Source organism: Streptococcus suis (assembly GCF_002960625.1).
GTDB classification, from domain to species: Bacteria; Bacillota; Bacilli; order Lactobacillales; family Streptococcaceae; genus Streptococcus; species Streptococcus suis_T.
Genome location: NZ_POJH01000009.1, coordinates 25135 through 44652, shown reverse-complemented (window position 1 = coordinate 44652; position 19518 = coordinate 25135). Strand labels below are relative to the sequence as shown.

The 19518-nt window shown below is 44.2% G+C and carries 18 protein-coding genes; 2 read left to right on the top strand and 16 right to left on the bottom strand.

What is annotated here, in order from left to right:
* Positions 1 to 44: 44 nt before the first annotated feature.
* The 15 genes from C1G49_RS00255 to miaA form a co-directional block, all read right to left on the bottom strand.
* Positions 45 to 869 (bottom strand): ZIP family metal transporter, encoded by an 825-nt coding sequence (locus tag C1G49_RS00255; protein WP_105124165.1) that lies wholly within the window; start codon positions 867 to 869, stop codon positions 45 to 47.
* Between the two features lie 103 nt (positions 870 to 972).
* Positions 973 to 1767, bottom strand: coding sequence for a Nif3-like dinuclear metal center hexameric protein (locus tag C1G49_RS00250; protein WP_105124164.1), 795 nt, complete (start codon positions 1765 to 1767; stop codon positions 973 to 975).
* Positions 1754 to 2440 carry a tRNA (adenine(22)-N(1))-methyltransferase gene (locus C1G49_RS00245; RefSeq protein WP_105124163.1) on the bottom strand — a complete coding sequence of 229 codons (687 nt, stop codon included), beginning with the start codon at positions 2438 to 2440 and terminating at the stop codon, positions 1754 to 1756. Before C1G49_RS00245 ends, C1G49_RS00250 begins: the two co-directional genes overlap by 14 nt.
* Before the next feature lies 1 nt (position 2441).
* Positions 2442 to 3116 carry a DnaD domain-containing protein gene (locus tag C1G49_RS00240; protein ID WP_105124162.1) on the bottom strand — a complete coding sequence of 225 codons (675 nt, stop codon included), beginning with the start codon at positions 3114 to 3116 and terminating at the stop codon, positions 2442 to 2444.
* Between the two features lie 16 nt (positions 3117 to 3132).
* Positions 3133 to 4074: a homoserine O-acetyltransferase MetA gene (gene metA, locus C1G49_RS00235; RefSeq protein ID WP_105124161.1), complete on the bottom strand. Its 942-nt coding sequence runs from the start codon at positions 4072 to 4074 to the stop codon at positions 3133 to 3135.
* 101 nt (positions 4075 to 4175) lie between these two features.
* Positions 4176 to 4688: an adenine phosphoribosyltransferase gene (locus C1G49_RS00230; RefSeq protein ID WP_044690593.1), complete on the bottom strand. Its 513-nt coding sequence runs from the start codon at positions 4686 to 4688 to the stop codon at positions 4176 to 4178.
* 26 nt (positions 4689 to 4714) lie between these two features.
* On the bottom strand, positions 4715 to 5851 hold the full coding sequence (locus C1G49_RS00225; RefSeq protein WP_105124160.1) for a DUF3114 domain-containing protein: 1137 nt from the start codon (positions 5849 to 5851) through the stop codon (positions 4715 to 4717).
* Entirely contained in the window at positions 5851 to 8064 is a 2214-nt protein-coding gene (gene recJ, locus C1G49_RS00220) for a single-stranded-DNA-specific exonuclease RecJ (RefSeq protein ID WP_105124159.1), read from the bottom strand. The genes C1G49_RS00225 and recJ overlap by 1 nt, the downstream gene beginning before the upstream one ends.
* Before the next feature lie 112 nt (positions 8065 to 8176).
* A complete protein-coding gene (cls, locus tag C1G49_RS00215) occupies positions 8177 to 9724 on the bottom strand; it encodes a cardiolipin synthase (protein WP_105124158.1) in 1548 nt (515 codons plus the stop codon).
* A gap of 173 nt (positions 9725 to 9897) precedes the next feature.
* Positions 9898 to 12072 (bottom strand): copper-translocating P-type ATPase, encoded by a 2175-nt coding sequence (locus tag C1G49_RS00210; RefSeq protein WP_105124157.1) that lies wholly within the window; start codon positions 12070 to 12072, stop codon positions 9898 to 9900.
* Between the two features lie 143 nt (positions 12073 to 12215).
* Positions 12216 to 12971 (bottom strand): SDR family NAD(P)-dependent oxidoreductase, encoded by a 756-nt coding sequence (locus tag C1G49_RS00205; RefSeq protein ID WP_105124156.1) that lies wholly within the window; start codon positions 12969 to 12971, stop codon positions 12216 to 12218.
* Positions 12968 to 13897, bottom strand: a complete 930-nt coding sequence (gene rnz / locus C1G49_RS00200; RefSeq protein ID WP_105124155.1) for a ribonuclease Z — start codon at positions 13895 to 13897, stop codon at positions 12968 to 12970. The genes C1G49_RS00205 and rnz overlap by 4 nt, the downstream gene beginning before the upstream one ends.
* Positions 13898 to 13907: 10 nt before the next feature.
* A complete protein-coding gene (locus C1G49_RS00195; protein WP_105124154.1) occupies positions 13908 to 14537 on the bottom strand; it encodes a cystathionine beta-lyase in 630 nt (209 codons plus the stop codon).
* Positions 14521 to 15771, bottom strand: coding sequence for a GTPase HflX (hflX, locus tag C1G49_RS00190; RefSeq protein ID WP_105124153.1), 1251 nt, complete (start codon positions 15769 to 15771; stop codon positions 14521 to 14523). The genes C1G49_RS00195 and hflX overlap by 17 nt, the downstream gene beginning before the upstream one ends.
* Positions 15764 to 16648: a tRNA (adenosine(37)-N6)-dimethylallyltransferase MiaA gene (gene miaA, locus C1G49_RS00185; RefSeq protein WP_105124152.1), complete on the bottom strand. Its 885-nt coding sequence runs from the start codon at positions 16646 to 16648 to the stop codon at positions 15764 to 15766. The genes hflX and miaA overlap by 8 nt, the downstream gene beginning before the upstream one ends.
* A gap of 68 nt (positions 16649 to 16716) precedes the next feature.
* Between miaA and C1G49_RS00180 the strand changes: the two genes are divergently transcribed.
* On the top strand, positions 16717 to 16887 hold the full coding sequence (locus C1G49_RS00180; protein WP_044688996.1) for a DUF3042 family protein: 171 nt from the start codon (positions 16717 to 16719) through the stop codon (positions 16885 to 16887).
* 98 nt (positions 16888 to 16985) lie between these two features.
* Here the strand turns inward: C1G49_RS00180 and C1G49_RS00175 are convergent, their stop codons facing one another.
* The gene (locus tag C1G49_RS00175) at positions 16986 to 18152 is read right to left on the bottom strand and encodes an MFS transporter (protein WP_105124151.1); all 1167 of its coding nucleotides are present in this window, start codon (positions 18150 to 18152) and stop codon (positions 16986 to 16988) included.
* 194 nt (positions 18153 to 18346) lie between these two features.
* Between C1G49_RS00175 and C1G49_RS00170 the strand changes: the two genes are divergently transcribed.
* Positions 18347 to 19495, top strand: coding sequence for a cobalamin-independent methionine synthase II family protein (locus C1G49_RS00170; RefSeq protein WP_105124150.1), 1149 nt, complete (start codon positions 18347 to 18349; stop codon positions 19493 to 19495).
* The last annotated feature ends 23 nt before the right edge of the window (positions 19496 to 19518 follow it).

Genomic DNA, 19518 nt, shown 5'->3' with positions numbered 1-19518 from the left:
TCATAAGAAAAAAGCCTGAACATCAGACTTCTACCTTTTATTCCTTAACCAAGTGCCACATCCAAGACCATCATAATGATAAAACCTGCCATGAGCCCAAGTGTTGCAATATCTGTATTTCCATTGGTTTGCGATTCTGGAATTAGCTCTTCTACTACGACAAAAATCATAGCCCCCGCAGCAAATGATAATGCATAGGGTAAAATAGGTGTCATATAGGTCACAGCTACCGCACCAAGCAGAGCTGCAATTGGCTCAACAATGGCTGACATGGAGCCCCAGTAAAATGCCTTCCAGCGTGAAGCGCCATCCGTCCGAATGGGAATGGCCAAGGCTGCACCTTCCGGAATGTTTTGCAAGCCAATCCCAATCGCAAGCCCTAAAGCACCTACAAAGGCAGCTGGACTGTAATTAGAAGCCAAGGCACCAAAAGTCACACCGACTGCTAAACCTTCTGGAATATTGTGAATAGTGATGGCTAGAAATAGCAAAGCTGTCTTAGACAGATTTTTTCTGTTCTTCTCATCTCCACCTTCTGCCTGCTCTTTGTCACGCCCCAAGTGCAAATGAGGAACCCAAGCATCGACCAAGCGCAAGAAAATACCGCCAACAGCAAAGCCAACTGCCGCAGGAATCCAGGCTAGACTGCCATAGGAGGCCTCCGCATATTCAATAGACGGAGCTAGCAAAGACCAGAATGAAGCCGCAATCATGACACCGGCAGCAAAACCAAGCATGGTATCCAGCAAGCGCCGACTAACCGTCTTAAAGAAAAATACTATGGCTGAACCAAGAATGGTACAAAACCATGTAAATAAACCACCAAGTAAAGCCTGTAACACCACAGACTGTTCTGTAAACCAAGCCATTTCAAAGCTCCTAATCTTTAGTCATGCATATGATAATAATTAGGATACCTTAACTACTATAAAAAATCAAGAGGAAGATAAAAAAGCCACGCTTCCGTGACTTTTACAGGTGTCTGAATGGGTTGGTTGATACGGTCGATGGAAGGATTTCCACATCCCAACCTTCTTCTGCCTTCCAAGTTTCTAGTAAATCTGCAATTTTCTTGATAAACAAGGCTTCAATATGATGACCAGGATCAATAGCCAGCAAACCCTGGGTGAGCATATCCTGCCCCGTATGGTAGTAAATATCGCCTGTGATGTAAACATCTGCCCCCTTAGCAAGTGCCTCATGATAATAAGAACCCCCACTACCTCCACAGATGGCCACACGGCTGACATACTGCTGAGCTTGATGACCATAAGTCACCAGACGGACAGCATCTAGACCAAAAACGTCCTTAACTTTCAAGGCCAACTCCTCCAAGGTCTGCTCTGCTATTGTCCCCACACGACCGAGCCCCTGCCCCTCAGCAGTTTCAATCAGATAGCTAGTATCCTGAATGTCCAGAAGGTCGCAGAACCAGTCATTCAGACCGCCATCCACCACATCAATATCCGTATGACTGACATAGACCGCAATATCGTGCTTGATCAAGTCCAAATAAATCTTGGTCTGAAGGTTATCGGCCACCAAGTCCTTGATCGGACGAAAAATAGGAGCATGCTTGACGATAATCAGGTCCACCTGCTTGTCAATAGCCTCCGCCACCGTCGTTTCGCGAATATCCAGAGCCACCATGACCCGACGAATGTCCTTCTTGAGCGTACCGATTTGCAGCCCTTTCACATCGCCCTCCATAGCCAGAGACGGTGGACAAAAAGCCTGGTACCGCTCGATTACTTTACTTGCTAACATGAAGCACCTCCTGAATTTGTTGGATTTTTTTAGAAATAGCAGAGCGGTCAGCTTGGCGTTCAAGAGGCACTTGTTCCAAGGCATAGATCAACTTGTCCAGTTCCTTGAGCCACTTCTTCTGGAAGGTAGCAGATTGCTCATCCAGTAAATAAGGACCAAACCGCAACTGGTCAGCAGTTAAGTCTGACTTGCCTTTCTCCGCCACTAAGATTTCATAAATCTTGTCATTTTCTTCCAAGATTTCCTCTGCAATAATCTGAAAATCATTGGCGACTAACCAACGACGGACATCGTCTTCACGATTGTTGGGCTGTAAAATCAGACGTTCTACGGACACAAGTTTATCTTTACCAGCCTCAAGAATATCCGCAATCAGACGACCACCCATTCCCGCAATGGTCACGGTGCTAATTTGATCAGACTGCTCCACTGCTGCCAAACCATTTGCGAGGCGAACCGAAATCTTGTCTGACTGCCCTGCCTGCTCAACATTTTGAAGAGCTGACTGATAGGGGCCTTGAACCACCTCACCAGCGACAGCAAATTCAATCCTGCCCTGTTCCACCAAAAAAAGAGGGAGATAAGCATGGTCACTCCCTACATCTACTAGTCGAGCCCCTTGGGGCACATAGTCTGCGACTGTTGCCAGTCTTTTTGATAATCTTGTTTCCATTTTAATCTTTCCACATCCACATGGCATCCAAAAAGTCACTTGAAACTGTCACATTTTTAGCTTGTTGGCCTTCTCTTTCTGCATTTTTAGCTTCTACCTGAGCGACACTTGTGATGCCCTCCCGACGCCAGTTGCGCAAAATAGCCTGGATGTATTTCCAATTGGTTTTATTGTTAAAAACAGCTTCTTTTAAGGCAGCCCGAACCAAGTCAACAGAAGTCTTATCGTCTTCGATTGTCTTCTGCAAGTCCTCAATTTCATAAGGCGACAAGAGGCGCCCCAACTCCCGTTCAAATTCGCCGACCATGGTTTTCAAGTCATTTTCAGCTGGAAGGAATTGGACTGCTTCTTTAGGAGCTAGTAATTCATCTAACTTTTCTAAGGCCGGAAAGGCATCGAAAATCATTTCAATTTCACCAGCAATGCTGATGGTCTTAAAGTCCAATAGGCCAGCTTCTTGCAAATTTTCAATAGACTGGTTGACCTGGGCAACAGTCCTGCCGATTGCCTGAGCAATCTCACTAGGAGCCAAGGCTTCTAGCGGTGAGGTATTTTGATAAAAGAAAAATTGCCAGACCAAAAAATCATCTGCTGATGGAAAAAGCTCCTGATAATGAAATAAAATCGCTGCAGGAAGGACCAGTTGTCCCTGCCGAAATTGCTGTGAATAGTTCATATTTCCTCTTTAAAGACTAAAGACTTGCTGAAAGGGCTGACTGCTCAAATGTTTTCCAATCATAAGGTGTTTCCTGATAGACAGCATAGTTGACCCAATTAGTAAAGAATTGGGCTGCTGGCAGGTTCCAGGACAAGGATGGTCTGCTTGTAGGATCATCTTGCTTGAAATAATTTTCTGGGATATGGGGATTTTTACCTGCCAAGCAATCGCGCTGGTATTCTTTGGCAAGCGTATCTCTGTCATACTCCAAATGCCCAAAACTATAGACTTCTCTCAAATCCTTGCTGGCTAAAATGGACAAGCCTACTTCCTTCCCTTGCGACAAGATGAGCAGGTCATCCAGATGAGCAATATCAGCCTCCTTGACCTCCGTGTAGCGTGAGTGTGGTGACCGAAATTCGTCATCAAATCCACGCATGAGAGAACAAGTGGGATAGGTTACCTCTTGACAATAAACACCTGATAATTTTCTTGCCATGGAGTGTTTTGGCACGCCATAGCGAGCATATAAACCAGCCTGCGCCCCCCAACAAATATGTAGGGTTGAATAAACATGGGCCTTAGACCATTCGAAGACTTGAACTAGCTCTTGCCAATAATCTACTTCTTCAAATGCTAAATTCTCCACTGGTGCCCCTGTAACAATCAAACCGTCAAAAAACTCATCCTTGACCTGTTCAAATGTCTTGTAAAATTGCTCCAAGTGATCCGAATGAGTATTTTTTGACTCATGACTTGCCATGTATAGAAATTCAACTTCTAATTGCAAGGGAGTATTTGCTAAAAGACGGAGCAGCTGAGTCTCCGTCACAATTTTCTGTGGCATGAGATTGAGAATTAAAATCTTGATAGGACGAATGTCCTGATGACTGGCACGGACGCTGTCCATGACAAAAATATTCTCTTCTCTCAAAATATCTACTGCTGGTAATGATTTTTCAATTTTAATCGGCATAAGCAACCTCCTGAGTTTCTTATATATATTATAAGACAGGTTGTTATGCAATTCAATTAGAAGAAAATAAGTACCAGTTATAAGTTTTGACTATAGCAATCTTAATAATGCATTAATACTTTATAGTCGTAATCACCGATTGCTTCGCGCCCCTTGAGATCATCCAACTCGATTAAGAAGGCACAGCCAGCTACAACACCACCAAGTTTTTCAATCATTTCGATGGTCGCTTTGACAGTTCCACCAGTTGCCAACAAGTCATCAACAATAAGCACACGTTGACCTGGCTTAATCGCATCCGCATGCATAGTCAAAGTATCCACACCATACTCTTTTTCATAGTCAGCTGAGATAACTTCGCGTGGTAGTTTGCCTGGCTTACGAACTGGAGCAAAACCAATACCCAATTCAAAAGCAACTGGGCATCCCACGATGAAACCACGCGCCTCTGGACCAACAATCATATCGATTTGCTTGTCAGTCGCGTACTGAACAATTTCACGTACGGCATAGCTATAAGCGTTGCCATCAGCCATCAAAGGACTAATGTCACGGAATTCGATACCTTCTTTTGGATAATCAGGAATGGTTGCGATGTAATCTTTTAAGTTCATTTTCATCTCTCTTTAAATTTTTAGTTTTACTCTTTATTATACCATGAAATTAGTTTTTGGTACATTTCAAATCTTATATCTTTGGCAAAACGCCTACCCAAGCTAGCTACAAGCGCAGCTCTGCTATGTCCCTTATGGGAAAAATAGCCTTGAGAATTGAAATAGGATTGTTCCCAATCTGTCTGATTAAGCTTGCTTTCGTGCTTAGAAATGCGAGTAGGAGAACGGTAAGTCCCAGCTTTAGACCTGATCATTTTCTTACGAAAAGGAGGGTCATGCGGACCGACTGGAGCCATGTCTAACTGGTAATGGCGCTGATTATTGGCTCTGGCATAGTTAAAGGATGCGCCATTGACCATGCCGTTTGTGGACGGTTTTACATCCAGTATCAAGGCAAATTGTCCATCTTGCGCCAGGATGAATTCGCTATGAAATCCAATCAAGACCTTAAGATTGATGGGTAAGTTTTGCTTCTCATCCCTAGCAAATAATTGCTTATTATGTAGGCGGGTAGATTCCCTCAAACGATAGGACCAACCAGGCAGGCTAGCCAAGTAGGCTACCAAGGCCTGCCAATCTGATTTTCCTTGTCCATAGTGCTGACGCACCCAAGTCGCCTGCTGGTAGGAAATCAGATAGCGCAATTGATGGACTTGTTTGCTTAGTTCACCATTCTCCGCCAGCTCCTGACCAGGAAAGGCTTTGTCAATTAAGTCAGCAAACAAGCGCCAGAAAGGATGGTGGGGAGGGCAGTTACCGTCTATTTTCTCTAGCAAGTCAGGCAGGTGGCTTTGGTGTAGTTCTCCTGGAGCTTCCAAGATCTCCATAATCTGCTCTAGCAAACTCCGTGCTTTTTCTTTGGTCAAAGACCAACTTTCAGCCTTTAACAACTTGTAAAAACTGGTCGAGGCAAAAATCGTAAGTTCACCCATGAGGTTTTGGACAAATACTGGAATTTCTGCTTTTGGCATTTTCAGTAAATCTTTAAGAAATGCCTTGTAAATCGCCTTTTCTGACCACCCATTTCTCCTCAAGGCGTTTAAGGCTTGCCGGACTGGTTCAACTTCTTCCAAGACTTCCAAGTCTTTTTTCCGGCGATTGGTGTGCCAAAAATACACAAAGATAAGCAATAAAAGCAGAAAACCGAGAAATACAGTCATCATCAAGCTTGACCACACAGCCAGTCATAAATTTCCTGAACAGTGCCAAGTGCCATCAATTCTTGCTGGATAACTGTTTCTTTCAAGTCTTGGTAAATCTGACTTTCTGAGATTTCCCGTTTTTGTGCCTCCTTGTTAACCCGCATGACACCGTCCGTAATGGTCACAAATTCCAATTCTTGGAAAATTTGAATCATTTTCACTAACAGGGTGTCCTTGATTTTCAAGTAAGTAGCTAAATCTTTCAATTTATAGCGCACATCAAACTCATCAAACTGATAAATAGTCTTATACAATTTGGCAAATTGGTCCCGACTGCCATAACCATCCAGATAGTAAGGCTTGGCAATTTCGTTTTTAAAGTAAATTGCCTCAAATTCATTTTCTTGGAAATAGCTGCGCAGACTGCTGATGTCTTCAGGCAAACTTGCTAGAACTATAGCTTTTTCATCCGTCACAGGATTAGACACATCCACAAGAGGAATGCCCTCTGGCAGTTGGTGTTGTTTACCGCGAATGTTATAGAGCTGGACACCATTGACCCTAGCATCTACCAGCATGAGCTGGAGACTTGTATTTCCATTCCACTTGTTAACAGAGAGAGTAACGGCTAATTCTAAGTCTTTGGCTTGTGAAAATTCTAGGGCTAGATTGCCCTTGCCAAAGGCCACCACATCAAATCCAGCTGCCCCTTTGGTAATACGAAGTTTGAGGTGGGCATTATTCTGCCCCATGGTCCGAGCAGATTCTACTTGGAAATCCTTGATATAGAAAATCGGCTTTTTATTGTCCATCCCGTAGGGCGCCAATTTTTCAAAGGACTTTAGCGTATCAAGGGTTAGTTCTTCCAAGTCCAATTCTTCATCTAAGACAAGAGAAGATTTGCTAGACAAGTCCAGCTTGTTCTCAATGATGTAGGCAGTCAGTGTATCGGCCAACTGTTCTAATTTTTCCACTTCCAAGGTCATACCAGCCGCACCAGCATGGCCACCAAAGGCGATAAAGAGGTCTTGGTGGTCTTTGAGGGCCAGGAAAATGTCCACAGCCTCAACCGAGCGGGCTGAGCCCTTGGCCTTGCCATCTTCGATAGACAAGACAATAACAGGCTGGTGTAACTCTTCTAGTAGACGCCCCGCCACAATTCCTAGAACACCTGGGTTCCAGCCCTCTTTGGCCAAAACTTGAACAGGTCTATCAGAGCGAAGCATGGACTTGGCCTCATCATAGATAGCTTGAACGACATTCTTGCGCTCGACATTCTTACTATCAATCATCAGAGCAATCTCATGGGCTTCTTCATCATCAAAACCAGTCAGAAGTTCGATGGCAGGATTTGGATCATCCAGACGTCCCAGAGCATTCAATCTCGGAGCCAGTTGGAAACCAACTGTTTCTTCGTCAAGGCTGTCTACATCAATTCCTGCAATTTTCATCAACTCTTGTAAACCAGCTCGCTCAGTCTGTTTAAGGAGAGAAAGTCCATACTTGACCATGACACGATTTTCGCCTATTAGGCTTACCATATCAGCGATAGTGCCAATGGCAACTAAGTCTAGCAAGTCTGCATGAACGGTTTCCAGTAGAGCACAGGCCAATTTGAAGGCTACACCGCAACCAGCTAAATGTTTGAAGGGATAATTTCCCTCTGGGTGTTCTGGGTGAACAATAGCATAGGCATTGGGAAGAGTTTCCTGCATGGAGTGGTGGTCAGTCACGACCACATCGACACCCATTTCCTGGGCATAGGCAATAGCTTCATGACCCGCTACGCCATTATCCACCGTCACAATCAGAGAAATGCCCTGTTGCTCGATAAAGTACTTGTAAACAGATTGATTTGGACCATAGCCATCCGTGAAACGGTTTGGAAGATAGACCTGGACTTCAGCCCCCATTTCCTCCAGAGTTTCTTTCAGAATAGATGCTGAAGTCATGCCATCTGCGTCATAATCTCCATAAATCAAAATTTGCTCGTAGTCTTCAATAGCCCGACGAATCCGCTCCACTGCCTTATCCATATCGTGAAGTAGGTAAGGGTCATGAAGATCTTCTAGGCTTGGTTGTAAAAAGGCCTGTAATTCTTCAGCTGACTGAATGCCGCGTTCATAGAGTAACTTTGCGGCTACAGGGTCCAATCCTTCTTTTTTCGCAACTTTGATAAATTGTTCATCAGAAAAACCGGTCAATAATTGCCAGTCATAGTTGGGTTTTATCACGTTTTTCACTCCTTTAAGCTATCCTACTATTATACCATTTTCAAAGAAAAATGGAGCAAGGGGACGACTGAATGTAATCAATCAATCCTTGCTCCAACTATTCAAGATACTCTTACAGTAATGGGGAAATGATATTCATCAAGGCGCCGGCAAGTCGCTTATACCAAGGATAGGTATTTTCAAAACCGACCAAGGTAATTCGCTCGGATTGGGCAAAGGACTCTTCGAAATCCTGTAAAATATCTGCTAGCACTTGCTGATGGTTGTAAACATACAAGCCGCATTCAAAGTTGAGATAGAAGGAACGGAAATCCATATTGACTGTGCCTACAGTTGCCTTCTTATCATCAACCAAGACAACTTTAGAGTGGACAAAACCTGGCGTGAATTCATAGATTTCAATTCCAGCTTCTAAATAGGTTCTAAAATCTGTCCGAGCGGCCAGATAGGCTGACTGCTTGTCATAGATATGAGGCAAAAGCAATTTGACCCTTACGCCTCGTTTAGCGGCATAAGTCAGGTTGTCAATCATCTCATCATCCAAAACCAAATAAGGGGTCATGATATAGATGTAGTCCGTTGCAGACTGAATCATGTCCAGACAGACTCGCTTGGCAACTTCATCATTATCAAATGGACTTTCTCCATAAGCCAAGAAATAGCCCTCACCGCCAACGACTTCTGCCTCAGCTTCACGCGCAGCTTTCAGGTATTTCAAATCGTCAGTTGGCTTTTTCTCATTGTGGTTCCACATCTGCAAGAACATAAGGGTAAAGTTGGATACTGCTTCGCCCTTGACCATGATGGCCGCATCCTTCCAGTAGCCAAAACGCTCCCGTTTATTGATGTATTCGTCTGCAATATTGACACCTCCCGTGAAGGCTACCTTGCCATCAATGACCGCAATTTTACGGTGGTCACGGTTGTTCTGAACGGTAGAAAGGGCGGGAATAATCTGAGAAAAAACCCTGGTCTGTATGCCAAAACTCCTCAATTTTTTATAGTAAAAATAAGGCAGATTACTGAGTGAGTTCATTCCGTCATACATAAATCGGACTTCTACACCTTGAGCAGCCTTTTCCTTGAGAATGTCCAAGATCGACTCCCACATAAAACCTTCATCAACAATGAAGTACTCCATAAAGATATACTGCTCTGCTTTTTTCAACTCCGCCAAAAGTGCTTCAAACTTGGCCTCACCTGACGAAAAATAAACCGCATCTGTATTGGTATGAAGGGGATAGCCGACATACTCGCTCATGTAGTGGGCCAGTTTCAGCTGCTCTTTGTCCTCTTTGGCCAGACCATTCATCACCTTGTCAGAAGTCTTTCCATACTGCCCCAATAAATTTGCCTGATGTTGAAACGTTTTACGGTAGCGACGGGTTTCAATGTTGGATTGGAGAATATAGTAAAAGAGGGCTCCAAAAACAGGAAAACCGATGACAAAAACAATCCAGGTCAACTTGAAACTGGCGTTCATTGGGCGATTGATGATGGAAATGGCTACGATAATAGAAAAAACTTGTAATGCCGTCAAGATAGCTGGGACATAGACTGCAAGTGAGCCAACCACCCAAACTATCGCAAAGACTGTCAATAATAAAAGGGCAAGAACTATAAAAACCCGACTATAAATAATTTTCCACAATTTTTTCATACTACACTCTCACGTTGTTTTTTCCCATTATACCAGATTATAGTCAAATATCCTACTAATTATCGCAGTAGATTTCTCGCAGTTCTTACTTGAAAACAGCACCCCTATCTCCTACATCATAAAACACCGACATAGACCGGTGTTTTACTTATATATATTATCTGTCAAAATTTCTATGGTTTACCGTAACGTAAACCCATAGCATTGATAGCGACAATAACCGTCGATAGACTCATGAGCACGGCCGCCAATAAAGGATCCACCATAATGCCCATACTTGGATAAAGGATTCCAGCAGCTAAAGGAATGGCAATGATATTGTATCCTGCCCCAAACCAGAGATTTTGCCTCATTTTGCGGATGGTTGTCTTGGCAATGCTCAACATATCCAAGACTGCTGATGGATTGGATTGAACCAAGACCACGTCTGCAGAGTGGATGGCAACAGAAGTTCCTGCGCCAATGGCAAAGCCTAAATCTGCCGTCGCTAGAGCAGGCGAATCATTGACCCCATCGCCGATGAAAAGAACTGCCCCACGCGCCTGATAGTCCTTGACCAGTTTTGCCTTATCCTCTGGTTTAAGTTCAGCTCGGTAATCCTCTATGCCCAACTGAATGGCTACTTTTTGTGCGGTAGCTGGATTGTCACCCGTTAACATCACAGGACTAATACCCTGCGCTTTCAAGCCTGCTACAAAATCTTTAGCATCTTCTTTTATCTGGTCGCCCAAGGCTACAAATCCCAAGACCACATGATCAGTCACCAAAAAACTCAAGGTTAGACCCAAATCAAGATAGGGAGCAATCACGTCCTGATCCACTGACAAACCTATTTCCTGCAGACCTTTGTAGGACATAATTTCATAAATCCTTCCATCCAAGACGCCTCGAATCCCACTACCAGGGATATTCTCAACCCGTTCTGCTTGATAGAAAAGTGGACCTGCCGCCTCCACAATCGAAAGGGCAATTGGGTGGGTTGAAAGAACTTCTAATGCTGCCATTTTGGCCAGCGCATCCGCTCCCTCAACCAAATCTTGGCTGTGGCGAACTTGAAATTTTCCGTCGGTCAAGGTTCCGGTCTTATCCATCAAGGCAAACCGAATCTGGTTAACCTGTTCAAGAGCTGTTCGGTTCTGAACCAAAAGACTATTTTTTGAAGAAATCGTGGTCAATCGCGCCACAACAAGGGGAATGGCTAGACCAAGGGCATGCGGACAGGCAATGACAAAAACAGAAACTGCCATCATCAAGGCAAAGGCAAGATTAGCCGTCATGGTCCAATAAATAAAGGCCAAAATCCCCACAATTAAAGCTGCATAGAAGAGCCAAGAGGCTACGCGGTCAGCCATATTTTCAAGCTTGGATTTCTGGTTTTGCGCTTGACGGACCATTTCGGTCACCTGCGCCAAAAAGCTATCCTTACCAAGACTGGTCACTTCCATTTCAAAGGGCATGTTTTGATTGAGCGAACCACCGAATACCCTATCCCCCGCCTCTTTTTTGACAGCTCGAGATTCCCCAGTAATCATGGATTCATCAATATGAGCAACACTCAAAATCTTACCGTCAGCCGGAATTTTTTCATTTTCCTTGACTAAGAGGAAATCCCCAATCTGCAAGTCCTCTACCGCAACATCTGTCCCATCCTTGAGATGGGCTTTTTTCGGAATGAGAGAGGCCAAGTCTTTCAGGGCATCGCCTGCTCCCATAACCGCCTTCATCTCAATGATATGCCCAATCAGCATAATGACAATCAGCGTAGACAACTCAAACCAAAAGTTCATGCTTTCTTGTCCCAATAGCGCTAAAATTGTTGCATAAACGGAGTAAAGATAGGAAACAATAATCCCCATGGAAATCAGGGTCATCATTGCAGGTTTTTTAGCTTGCAACTCCCCTCTAGCTCCGTTAAAGAAAGGTGTTCCTGAGTAGAAGAAGATAATAGAACCTAATATCAGCTGGACAAGTTCAACACCCGGAAAACGTAAAAGAGTGAAACCTGCAATTGGGGAAATGGCAAGTAGGGGAATCATGACTGCCACTGCGACTTTGAGTTTTGTATTCATATCCCCCATGTGCATCATGTGCCCACCATGCTCCATCATGTCATGGTCATGCCCTTGGTGATGCTGATGAGCATCATGAGTATGATGAGAATGATGACTGACGTCAGAGCCTCCTACATGATGATGGTCGTGATGGACGTGATGGTCAGAATGATGATTGGCGTGAACCCCCTCTTCATGAGGATGCTCCTGCTGATGAGAATGATGGCTGGTCTGACCAACTTCCTCAGAATGCATCATATGTTGGTGTTCCTGCTTATTTTCTTTTGAATGGTTCATAAGATAACTCCTATTTCTGTCTACATTTGTAATCGATTTACAAATGTAGTTTACACTTGTAGTCAAAAAATGTCAACCGATTAGATCAAAAAAACCTAGAATGGCATTAATCCATCTAGGTCATATTATGTGTTCACTTTTCTTTATTTCAAATTAAAGACAGTGCTGGCCAAATAATCAGCCAGGCTCGGAAAAAGAGTATAGAGCTTATGAGCAACCGCTAGTGACCAAGGCAGATTGATGTCCCGTTTCTTCTTCCCCATGGCTGCGACAATTTTACGAGCCACATAGTCTGGTTGCAGCAAGAAAGCCTTGACGCTCTCTTGGTAGCTTCCATCCGGGTCTGCCTGGTCGAAAAAGCCAGTCGCAATAGGTCCAGGATTAACAGTCGTTACTGTCACACCGTACTGGGCTAATTCCAAGCGAATGGTATTGGAAAAACCCATGGCCGCAAACTTGGTCGCAGAATAAACAGATGACTTGCTTGAAGCGATCAAGCCTGACATGGAAATGATATTGATGATCTGACCACTCCGTCTTGCCTTCATTCGTTTACCTACTAAACGACACATGGTCATCAGAGCAAAGGTATTGATGTCAAACATAGCCTGCACCTGCTGGCTGGAAAAATTCTCAAAATCATCGTAAATGGCATAGCCAGCATTATTGACTAAAATATCAATCTGACCAAACTGACTATCCAGTTCATCGAAAAATGCCGTCAGGGCTGCTTCATCTCGGATATCCACATCAAATACAGCCTTCTTGTCATGAAAGGTATAGAGTTGCTCGATTTTCTCCACATCTCGCCCTAATAGAATCAAGAAATCATCTTTGAGCAAAGGTACCATCTCCTGCACCAAACCGCCAGAAGCACCTGTTATCAGAATGGTTCTCATAGCTCAATTTCCTCTAAATCTTTGACAATATGTACATTTTCAAAAGCCTTGCTTGCATCATTACGCAACTTGCTGATATCCTTGGACAAAAAGCGTGGACTGATATGGTTGAGAAGCAACTGTTTGACACCTGCATCCTTGGCAACCTGAGCGGCTTCCATATTGGTCGAATGCCCGTGCTTGCGAGCAATTTGTTCATCGCCTTTTCCGTAGGTCGCCTCATGCACCAGCACATCAGCATTAACAGCCAGACGCACACTGGCATGGCACTTGCGCGTATCACCAAGAATGGTCACTACCTTACCAGGTCTTGGAGGAGAAAGATAATCACTCGCGATAATTTCAGTCCCATCTTCAAGGGTCACATTTTGACCGTTTTTGATTTTACCAAAGAGGGGGCCAAATGGTACACCCGCCGCGCGCAGAGCCTCTGCATCCAGGGTCCCTTCCAAATCTTTTTGGATGACACGGTAGCCGACACAGGGAATGGTATGGTCAAGCTTTTCAGCAAATACCGTGAATTTGTCCGTTTCTAGGACCTGACCAACCGTTTCCACATCAAACTCATGAAAATGAATGCGATAAGGTAAGCGAGTGCCTGAAACTTTCAGACTAGACAAAACAAATGAACGAATGCCCACAGGTCCATAAATATCAATATCCGTCTGCTCCTCACTTGACTGGAAAGAACGGCTAGACAAAAAACCAGGCAAGCCAAAAATATGATCACCGTGCAAGTGAGTGATAAAGATTTTTGCGACCTTACGCGGACGAATAGTTGTTTCCAAAATCTGATTTTGCGTTCCTTCGCCACAATCAAAGAGCCACACCTGATTGATTTCGTCCAAGAGTTTCAAGGCCAAACTGGACACATTTCGAGCCTTGGAGGGCTGACCAGCCCCCGTACCTAAAAATTGAATTTGCATTGTTTACTTTCTAATGTTTTATATATAAAATTGCAGAGCGACCCGACCAGGCGTAGTAATACTGACCAGCATAGGCTTCCGCCACTTCCAGCACTTCTTCCTGATTAAAGCCTGAAATCTTGACCAAGCCTTCTTCGGTTGCCACTTGGGTCAGGAGGTAGTCTGTTTCAACTTCCTCTAACTCGGCCTCCTTAAAGGGATTGGCTTTCATGAAAATCTTGCCCTCCTCCACAAAGACGACATAGTGGGGAAAGACTTGGGCGATTTCAAAGAGCAGGCTGTCTGTTACTTCCTCCTCTTGCTCTGAAAAGACCTGAGCCAGACCGTCCGCCGACACATAGGCAAATCCGAAAGACTTACCTGATAAATTCAGGCGGACAAAGGGTTTGTCCTCAGCAAAGCTAGGTTCTTTTGGAAAAAGGCTCAGCTGCTGAGAAAGAGTCAGATAGTAGTCCGTCGCCTCTTCTGCTCCTTGTTTCTGATAGATTTCCGCAAAATAGGCATTGATAACCGAAGGCGGTGGTGTGATAAAATCCAGCTTCTGCTGGTCAGTCATATCAGCTAATTTCTTAGCCAGATAGACCTTGTCCAGACTGGTAAAGCCACCGTATTTGATTGCCAAATCAAGATAATCCGTCATAAAATTCTTCCAACTTCCATTTATTGCTGGAAGCGATATAGCCTGATACCACTTCCACATCCTCTTCGTAGGTCCGATGTTCAATCAGAGCAAGAGTTGCCAAATCATGCAATTTATAAGATTCAGCAAGTGGGACCCTGACCTCAAATCGTTCAAACATGGTCTTAATCTTGGCCAAGACCATCATCTGTATATGGCCTTTGGCATTTTTATCCTTAGCGGACAGCATGACATGAGGAAACTGACTGGGTGTAAAGCTGTCATCGGTCTTGTCCAGCTTGTTGTAGAGAGCTAGACGTGGAATGTCCAGCATATCCAGGTCTTTTAGAATGTCCAAGACCACCTGCTCCTGCTCACTATGATTGGGGTCAGAAGCATCGATGACATGGAGCAAAAGGTCCACGTTCATGGACTCCTCCAAGGTGGACTTGAAGGCGGAAATCAACTCAGTCGGCAGGTCCTGAATGAAACCAACCGTATCGGTCAAGGTCACGTTGAATTTGTCCGCCAAGTTAATCTGCTTGGTCGTGGCATCTAGTGTGGCAAAGAGTTCGTCTGCCTCGTATTGTCGCTTGTCGGTCATGGCATTCATAATCGTTGACTTGCCAGCGTTGGTATAGCCAATCAAGCCAATCTTGAAGACACCTGATTGCAGACGGCGTTCACGAACAGTCGCCCGATTTTTCTCCACTGTTTTGAGTTGGCGTTCGATGTCATGAATTTGATTGCGGATACTCCGACGATTGAGCTCCAACTGGCTTTCACCTGGTCCACGAGAGCCGATACCACCTGCCTGACGGCTGAGCATGATGCCCTGACCAACCAGACGTGGCAACATATACTTGAGCTGGGCCAGGTGGACTTGTAGTTTTCCTTCGTGGCTTCGAGCCCGCATGGCAAAAATATCCAAAATCAACTGCATGCGGTCAATGACCTTAACCCCCAGAATTTCCTCCAAATTGACATTCTGACGGGGTGTCAGTCGATTGTTAACAATGACGGTATCAATTTCGTCAGCTTCAACCATCTGGAAAATTTCTTCTAGTTTCCCTGAGCCGACAAAGGTCTTGCTGTCGTATTTTTCTCGTTTTTGAGTGTAGACTCCCTTGACCAGAGCGCCAGCTGTCTTAGCAAGGCTTGCCAACTCCTCCATGGACATGTCAAAATTATCTGTCTGTTGTAATTCCACTCCAACCAGGAGGGCGCGTTCTTGTTCTTTCTGGGTTTCAATCATCTAAAAATTCCTCCACGGCGGTGAAAATCTGCGTCTTGTAATCTGGCTCGCCTACTGAATAGAAGGGAACCTGCATGCGATTTCTGAACCAAGTCAATTGGCGTTTGGCAAAGCGTCGGCTATTTTGCTTGACCTTATCAACTGCTTCTTCTAGGCTGATTTGGCCTGCTAAGTAGGGGAAAAACTCCTTGTAGCCAATTCCCATAGCAGCTTGAGCTTGAGGGTGTTCTTGGTAGAGCCAGCTAACTTCATCTAGTAAGCCTGCCGCCATCATCTTATCCACTCGCTGATTGATGCGGTCGTAAAGAACCTGTCTGTCATCCGTCAGGCAGATGTAAAGTGGCTCATATCCTGACTCTGTATTTTCTAAGTTTTTGCCAAATTTTTTCAACTCTAACCCACGAATCATTCTCCGTCGACTGTTTCCCTCGACCGTCAAACCTGCCTGCTCTGCCATTGTTTCCAAATCCTCGTCAGACAAGCAGTCGAGTTCCGCCCGATAAGCAAGAACTTGCTCCTGGTTAACTTGACCGCCCAGGTGGTAGCCTTCTAACAGACTTTGGATGTAAAGCCCTGTCCCACCCACGATAATGGGCAACTTGCCACGACTTTTTATGTCAGCAATCAAAGCCTTGGCTTCTGCTACAAATTCATAAGCCGAATAGCCCTCGGTCACATCCCGGACATCAATCAAGTGATGCACCGCAGCAGCCTGCTCTTCAGGACTAGCCTTTGCCGTACCAATATCTAGTTTGCGATAGACCTGCTGGCTATCACCGCTGATAATCTCTCCATTGTAGCGCTGGGCCAAGTCTATGCCAAGGGCAGTTTTTCCCACTGCTGTTGGTCCTATGACCACAATTACTTTAGTTTTCATCTTTTTCCTTGAAAATATTTTGTTTTTTCGCTAAAATCTATTATAACACAAGTAAAGGAGAATTCACTATGGCTAAAGGTTTTGGCAAAGGTTTCTTGACGGGTGTTCTTTCTACGGTTGCTCTCGCGGCAGGTGCTATCTTCACCGTTCATAAAACAATCATCGAACCAGAAGAAAAGAAAGAAGCCTTTATCGAAGAAAATCGCAAAAAAGCTGCACGTCGCCGTGTGGCACACTAAAAAGCTGGTAACTATCCAGCTTTTTTGTTTACCAAAAAATCCCTTAGAAGCTCTGCTATTTCCAAAAGGCAACTAACAAGCTTTCTAAGAGATTTCACTTATAATATAATATCTTCTTTTTCAATCAGGACAATAGTCCACATCATGGCTAGGGTCACAAGGGCTAGCGCCATGATAAGAGGGAGCCAGCTATTAAATAGTGGATAACTATATCCCAATAAACCTGGTCCAAAGGCAGCAATCAAGTAGCCCCCAGTCTGCACCATACCTGACAGTTGTGCCGTCGCCTGGCTGTTGCTGGTTTTCAGGGTAAATCCCAACATCATATAAGGGAATAGAGCTGCATTTGAGAAACTCAAAATGATGTGCAGGGCTGTCCAGAGTATAAAATTCTTAGGTAGGAAGGTCATTAAGGCTAGACCCAAAAGGGTAGCGGAGGAGGTGCCCAACATGATATTGCGACGTATTTCCTTGGTCTGACGAGAAAGAATAGCCGGAATAATCATGGACATAGGGATGGCAGTCATATTAAAGAAACCTGCCATCAAGCCTGCCTCAGCCTTACTGAAGCCAACTGACTGGGAAATAGTTGGTAACCAGGTAATCTCTGTGTAGTAGAGAACAGATTGTAGACCGCCAAAGAGTAGGAAGACAAGGGCAGCTTTATTCTTCCAAATAGACCGGGTCTGCTGGCCCTGTTTTTGGTTTTCAAAATGATGATTATTACGAATATTTGGTAACCAGAGCAGAAAGGCTAACAAGACTACAGCTGTTATCAATAGGATAAATGTTTGCCAAGAGCTTGCGGATACGATAGGAACTGCGACCATAGCAGCCACCGTCGCAGCTACTCCCATCAAGGTAATATAGATGGTGGTATAAAAACCAATCTTCTTAGGAAAATTAGCCGCAACTATACTGGGTAAGAGTACATTGATAAAGGCAATCGTTGCTCCAACCAGCATAGTACCTATGTATAAAGCAGGTAGATTCAGTATCCGCATCCCTGATCCAACAACCATGACCAAGAGGACCATGGCCATGAGTTTCTCCATACCAAATCTAGCAGCTAGGCGAGGTGCTAAAGAAGAGCAGAGGGCAAACATAATCAAGGGAATAGAAGTCAAGATACCTAGAGAACTGACCTCTACTCCCAGACCAGCAGCTACATCTGTCAAGATAGCAGGAAGGGCTGTAAAGGGGGCGCGCATGACCACACCCAGCATGACAATACCTGCCACTATAAATGGTGATTGTTTTTTCATTATTTTCTCCCAAATAAAATTGTTCGGATTTCAGTAATTTTGATTATATCACACTTGACAAATGATAGAAAGATATTTTTCCGTTTTTATGATGTTATAGGCATTAACTATAGTTTTGCCTTAAAAATAACTATTTCTCAAATTAGTCTAACTAGGTTAGAATAAGTTCATCACAAATCGAAAGCGAGAAAAACATGACCAAATCAAGATTTCAATTAGTAGGTTCCCTCCTTCGCCCCTCAAATCTAGGAGATTTTAAACGCAAAATCGAACATCGTGATGATATTCAATACCCATTCTACGATGCATTTGACGGTTACAAAGAAACTGAAGCAGCGACAATTGAAGCCATTGTAGCAGAGCAAAAAGCCAATGGGATTGACATTGTGACGGATGGAGAATTTTCAAAATCTATGTGGCACCTTGACTTTATTTGGGGCTTCCAAGGTATCGAGCGCTACATTGCCGAACACGGCTATCCTTTCAAGGACCATGATGGACAAATTTTTGAAACCCGTAAGGACATTGGTTTGCGCATCACTGCTCCTCTTTCAGCCAAAAATCACCATTTCATCGACATCTACAAACAAGTTAAAGAATTAGCTGGTGAAACAGACACAAAATTAACCGTTTGGGGACCAGCTCATGCCTTTACAGAACTCATTTTGTTCAATGGTCAAGTTGGACCAGAACACGTCTATAAGACGCGTGAAGAATTGAAAGCAGGCTTGCTAGCTGCTTATAAAGAATTTTTAGAACAGTATAAGGATGCTGGAGGGAAAATAGTTCAATTTGACGACTGCCTTTGGGAATTATTTGACCCTGCAAACCCAGTTCCATTCTTACCAAAAGATGACCCTGAAGCTTTAGGTGCCCTTGCTGATGAATTTATCGCCATCAACAACACCGTTGCAGACTATGGTCATGAGATTGGATTAACTGTCTGGACCCACAACTGCCGTGGCAACTACGAAAGCCGGTCTGCTGCAGGTGGTACCTATGAAGCTATCGCTGAGAAATTCCTTAAGAACCAGCGGTACAGCCGTTTCTTCCTTGAGTGGGATGATGAGCGTGCGGGTGATTTGAAAGCCTTGGAGAGCTTGCGTGATAAGGATGTCGAGGTTGTCCTTGGCTTGCTTTCAAGTAAGACATCTGACTTAGATGATGAAGAACGAGTTTACCGACTTCTTGAGGAAGCAAGTAAGATTATCCCTAAAGAACGCCTCTACCTCTCTCACCAATGTGGTTTCGCGTCCTGTGATTCAGGCAATGAATTAGCCATCCCTCAACAGTGGGCTAAAATTAAACAAGGTCAAGATATAGCAGGTAAATTCTGGTCTTAATGCCCTTCTAAATACTCATAAAA

Coding starts and splice junctions, on each gene's coding strand:
- hflX (WP_105124153.1), bottom strand. CDS start 15,771: ATGATTGAAACCCAGAAAGAACAAGAACGCGCCCTCCTGGTTGGAGTG.
- rnz (WP_105124155.1), bottom strand. CDS start 13,897: ATGCAAATTCAATTTTTAGGTACGGGGGCTGGTCAGCCCTCCAAGGCT.
- C1G49_RS00225 (WP_105124160.1), bottom strand. CDS start 5,851: ATGATGACTGTATTTCTCGGTTTTCTGCTTTTATTGCTTATCTTTGTG.
- C1G49_RS00210 (WP_105124157.1), bottom strand. CDS start 12,072: ATGAACCATTCAAAAGAAAATAAGCAGGAACACCAACATATGATGCAT.
- C1G49_RS00255 (WP_105124165.1), bottom strand. CDS start 869: ATGGCTTGGTTTACAGAACAGTCTGTGGTGTTACAGGCTTTACTTGGT.
- C1G49_RS00240 (WP_105124162.1), bottom strand. CDS start 3,116: ATGAACTATTCACAGCAATTTCGGCAGGGACAACTGGTCCTTCCTGCA.
- miaA (WP_105124152.1), bottom strand. CDS start 16,648: ATGAAAACTAAAGTAATTGTGGTCATAGGACCAACAGCAGTGGGAAAA.
- C1G49_RS00245 (WP_105124163.1), bottom strand. CDS start 2,440: ATGGAAACAAGATTATCAAAAAGACTGGCAACAGTCGCAGACTATGTG.
- cls (WP_105124158.1), bottom strand. CDS start 9,724: ATGAAAAAATTGTGGAAAATTATTTATAGTCGGGTTTTTATAGTTCTT.
- C1G49_RS00195 (WP_105124154.1), bottom strand. CDS start 14,537: ATGACGGATTATCTTGATTTGGCAATCAAATACGGTGGCTTTACCAGT.
- C1G49_RS00180 (WP_044688996.1), top strand. CDS start 16,717: ATGGCTAAAGGTTTTGGCAAAGGTTTCTTGACGGGTGTTCTTTCTACG.
- C1G49_RS00250 (WP_105124164.1), bottom strand. CDS start 1,767: ATGTTAGCAAGTAAAGTAATCGAGCGGTACCAGGCTTTTTGTCCACCG.
- C1G49_RS00230 (WP_044690593.1), bottom strand. CDS start 4,688: ATGAACTTAAAAGATTACATCGCAACCATTCCTGATTATCCAAAAGAA.
- C1G49_RS00170 (WP_105124150.1), top strand. CDS start 18,347: ATGACCAAATCAAGATTTCAATTAGTAGGTTCCCTCCTTCGCCCCTCA.
- C1G49_RS00205 (WP_105124156.1), bottom strand. CDS start 12,971: ATGAGAACCATTCTGATAACAGGTGCTTCTGGCGGTTTGGTGCAGGAG.
- metA (WP_105124161.1), bottom strand. CDS start 4,074: ATGCCGATTAAAATTGAAAAATCATTACCAGCAGTAGATATTTTGAGA.
- C1G49_RS00175 (WP_105124151.1), bottom strand. CDS start 18,152: ATGAAAAAACAATCACCATTTATAGTGGCAGGTATTGTCATGCTGGGT.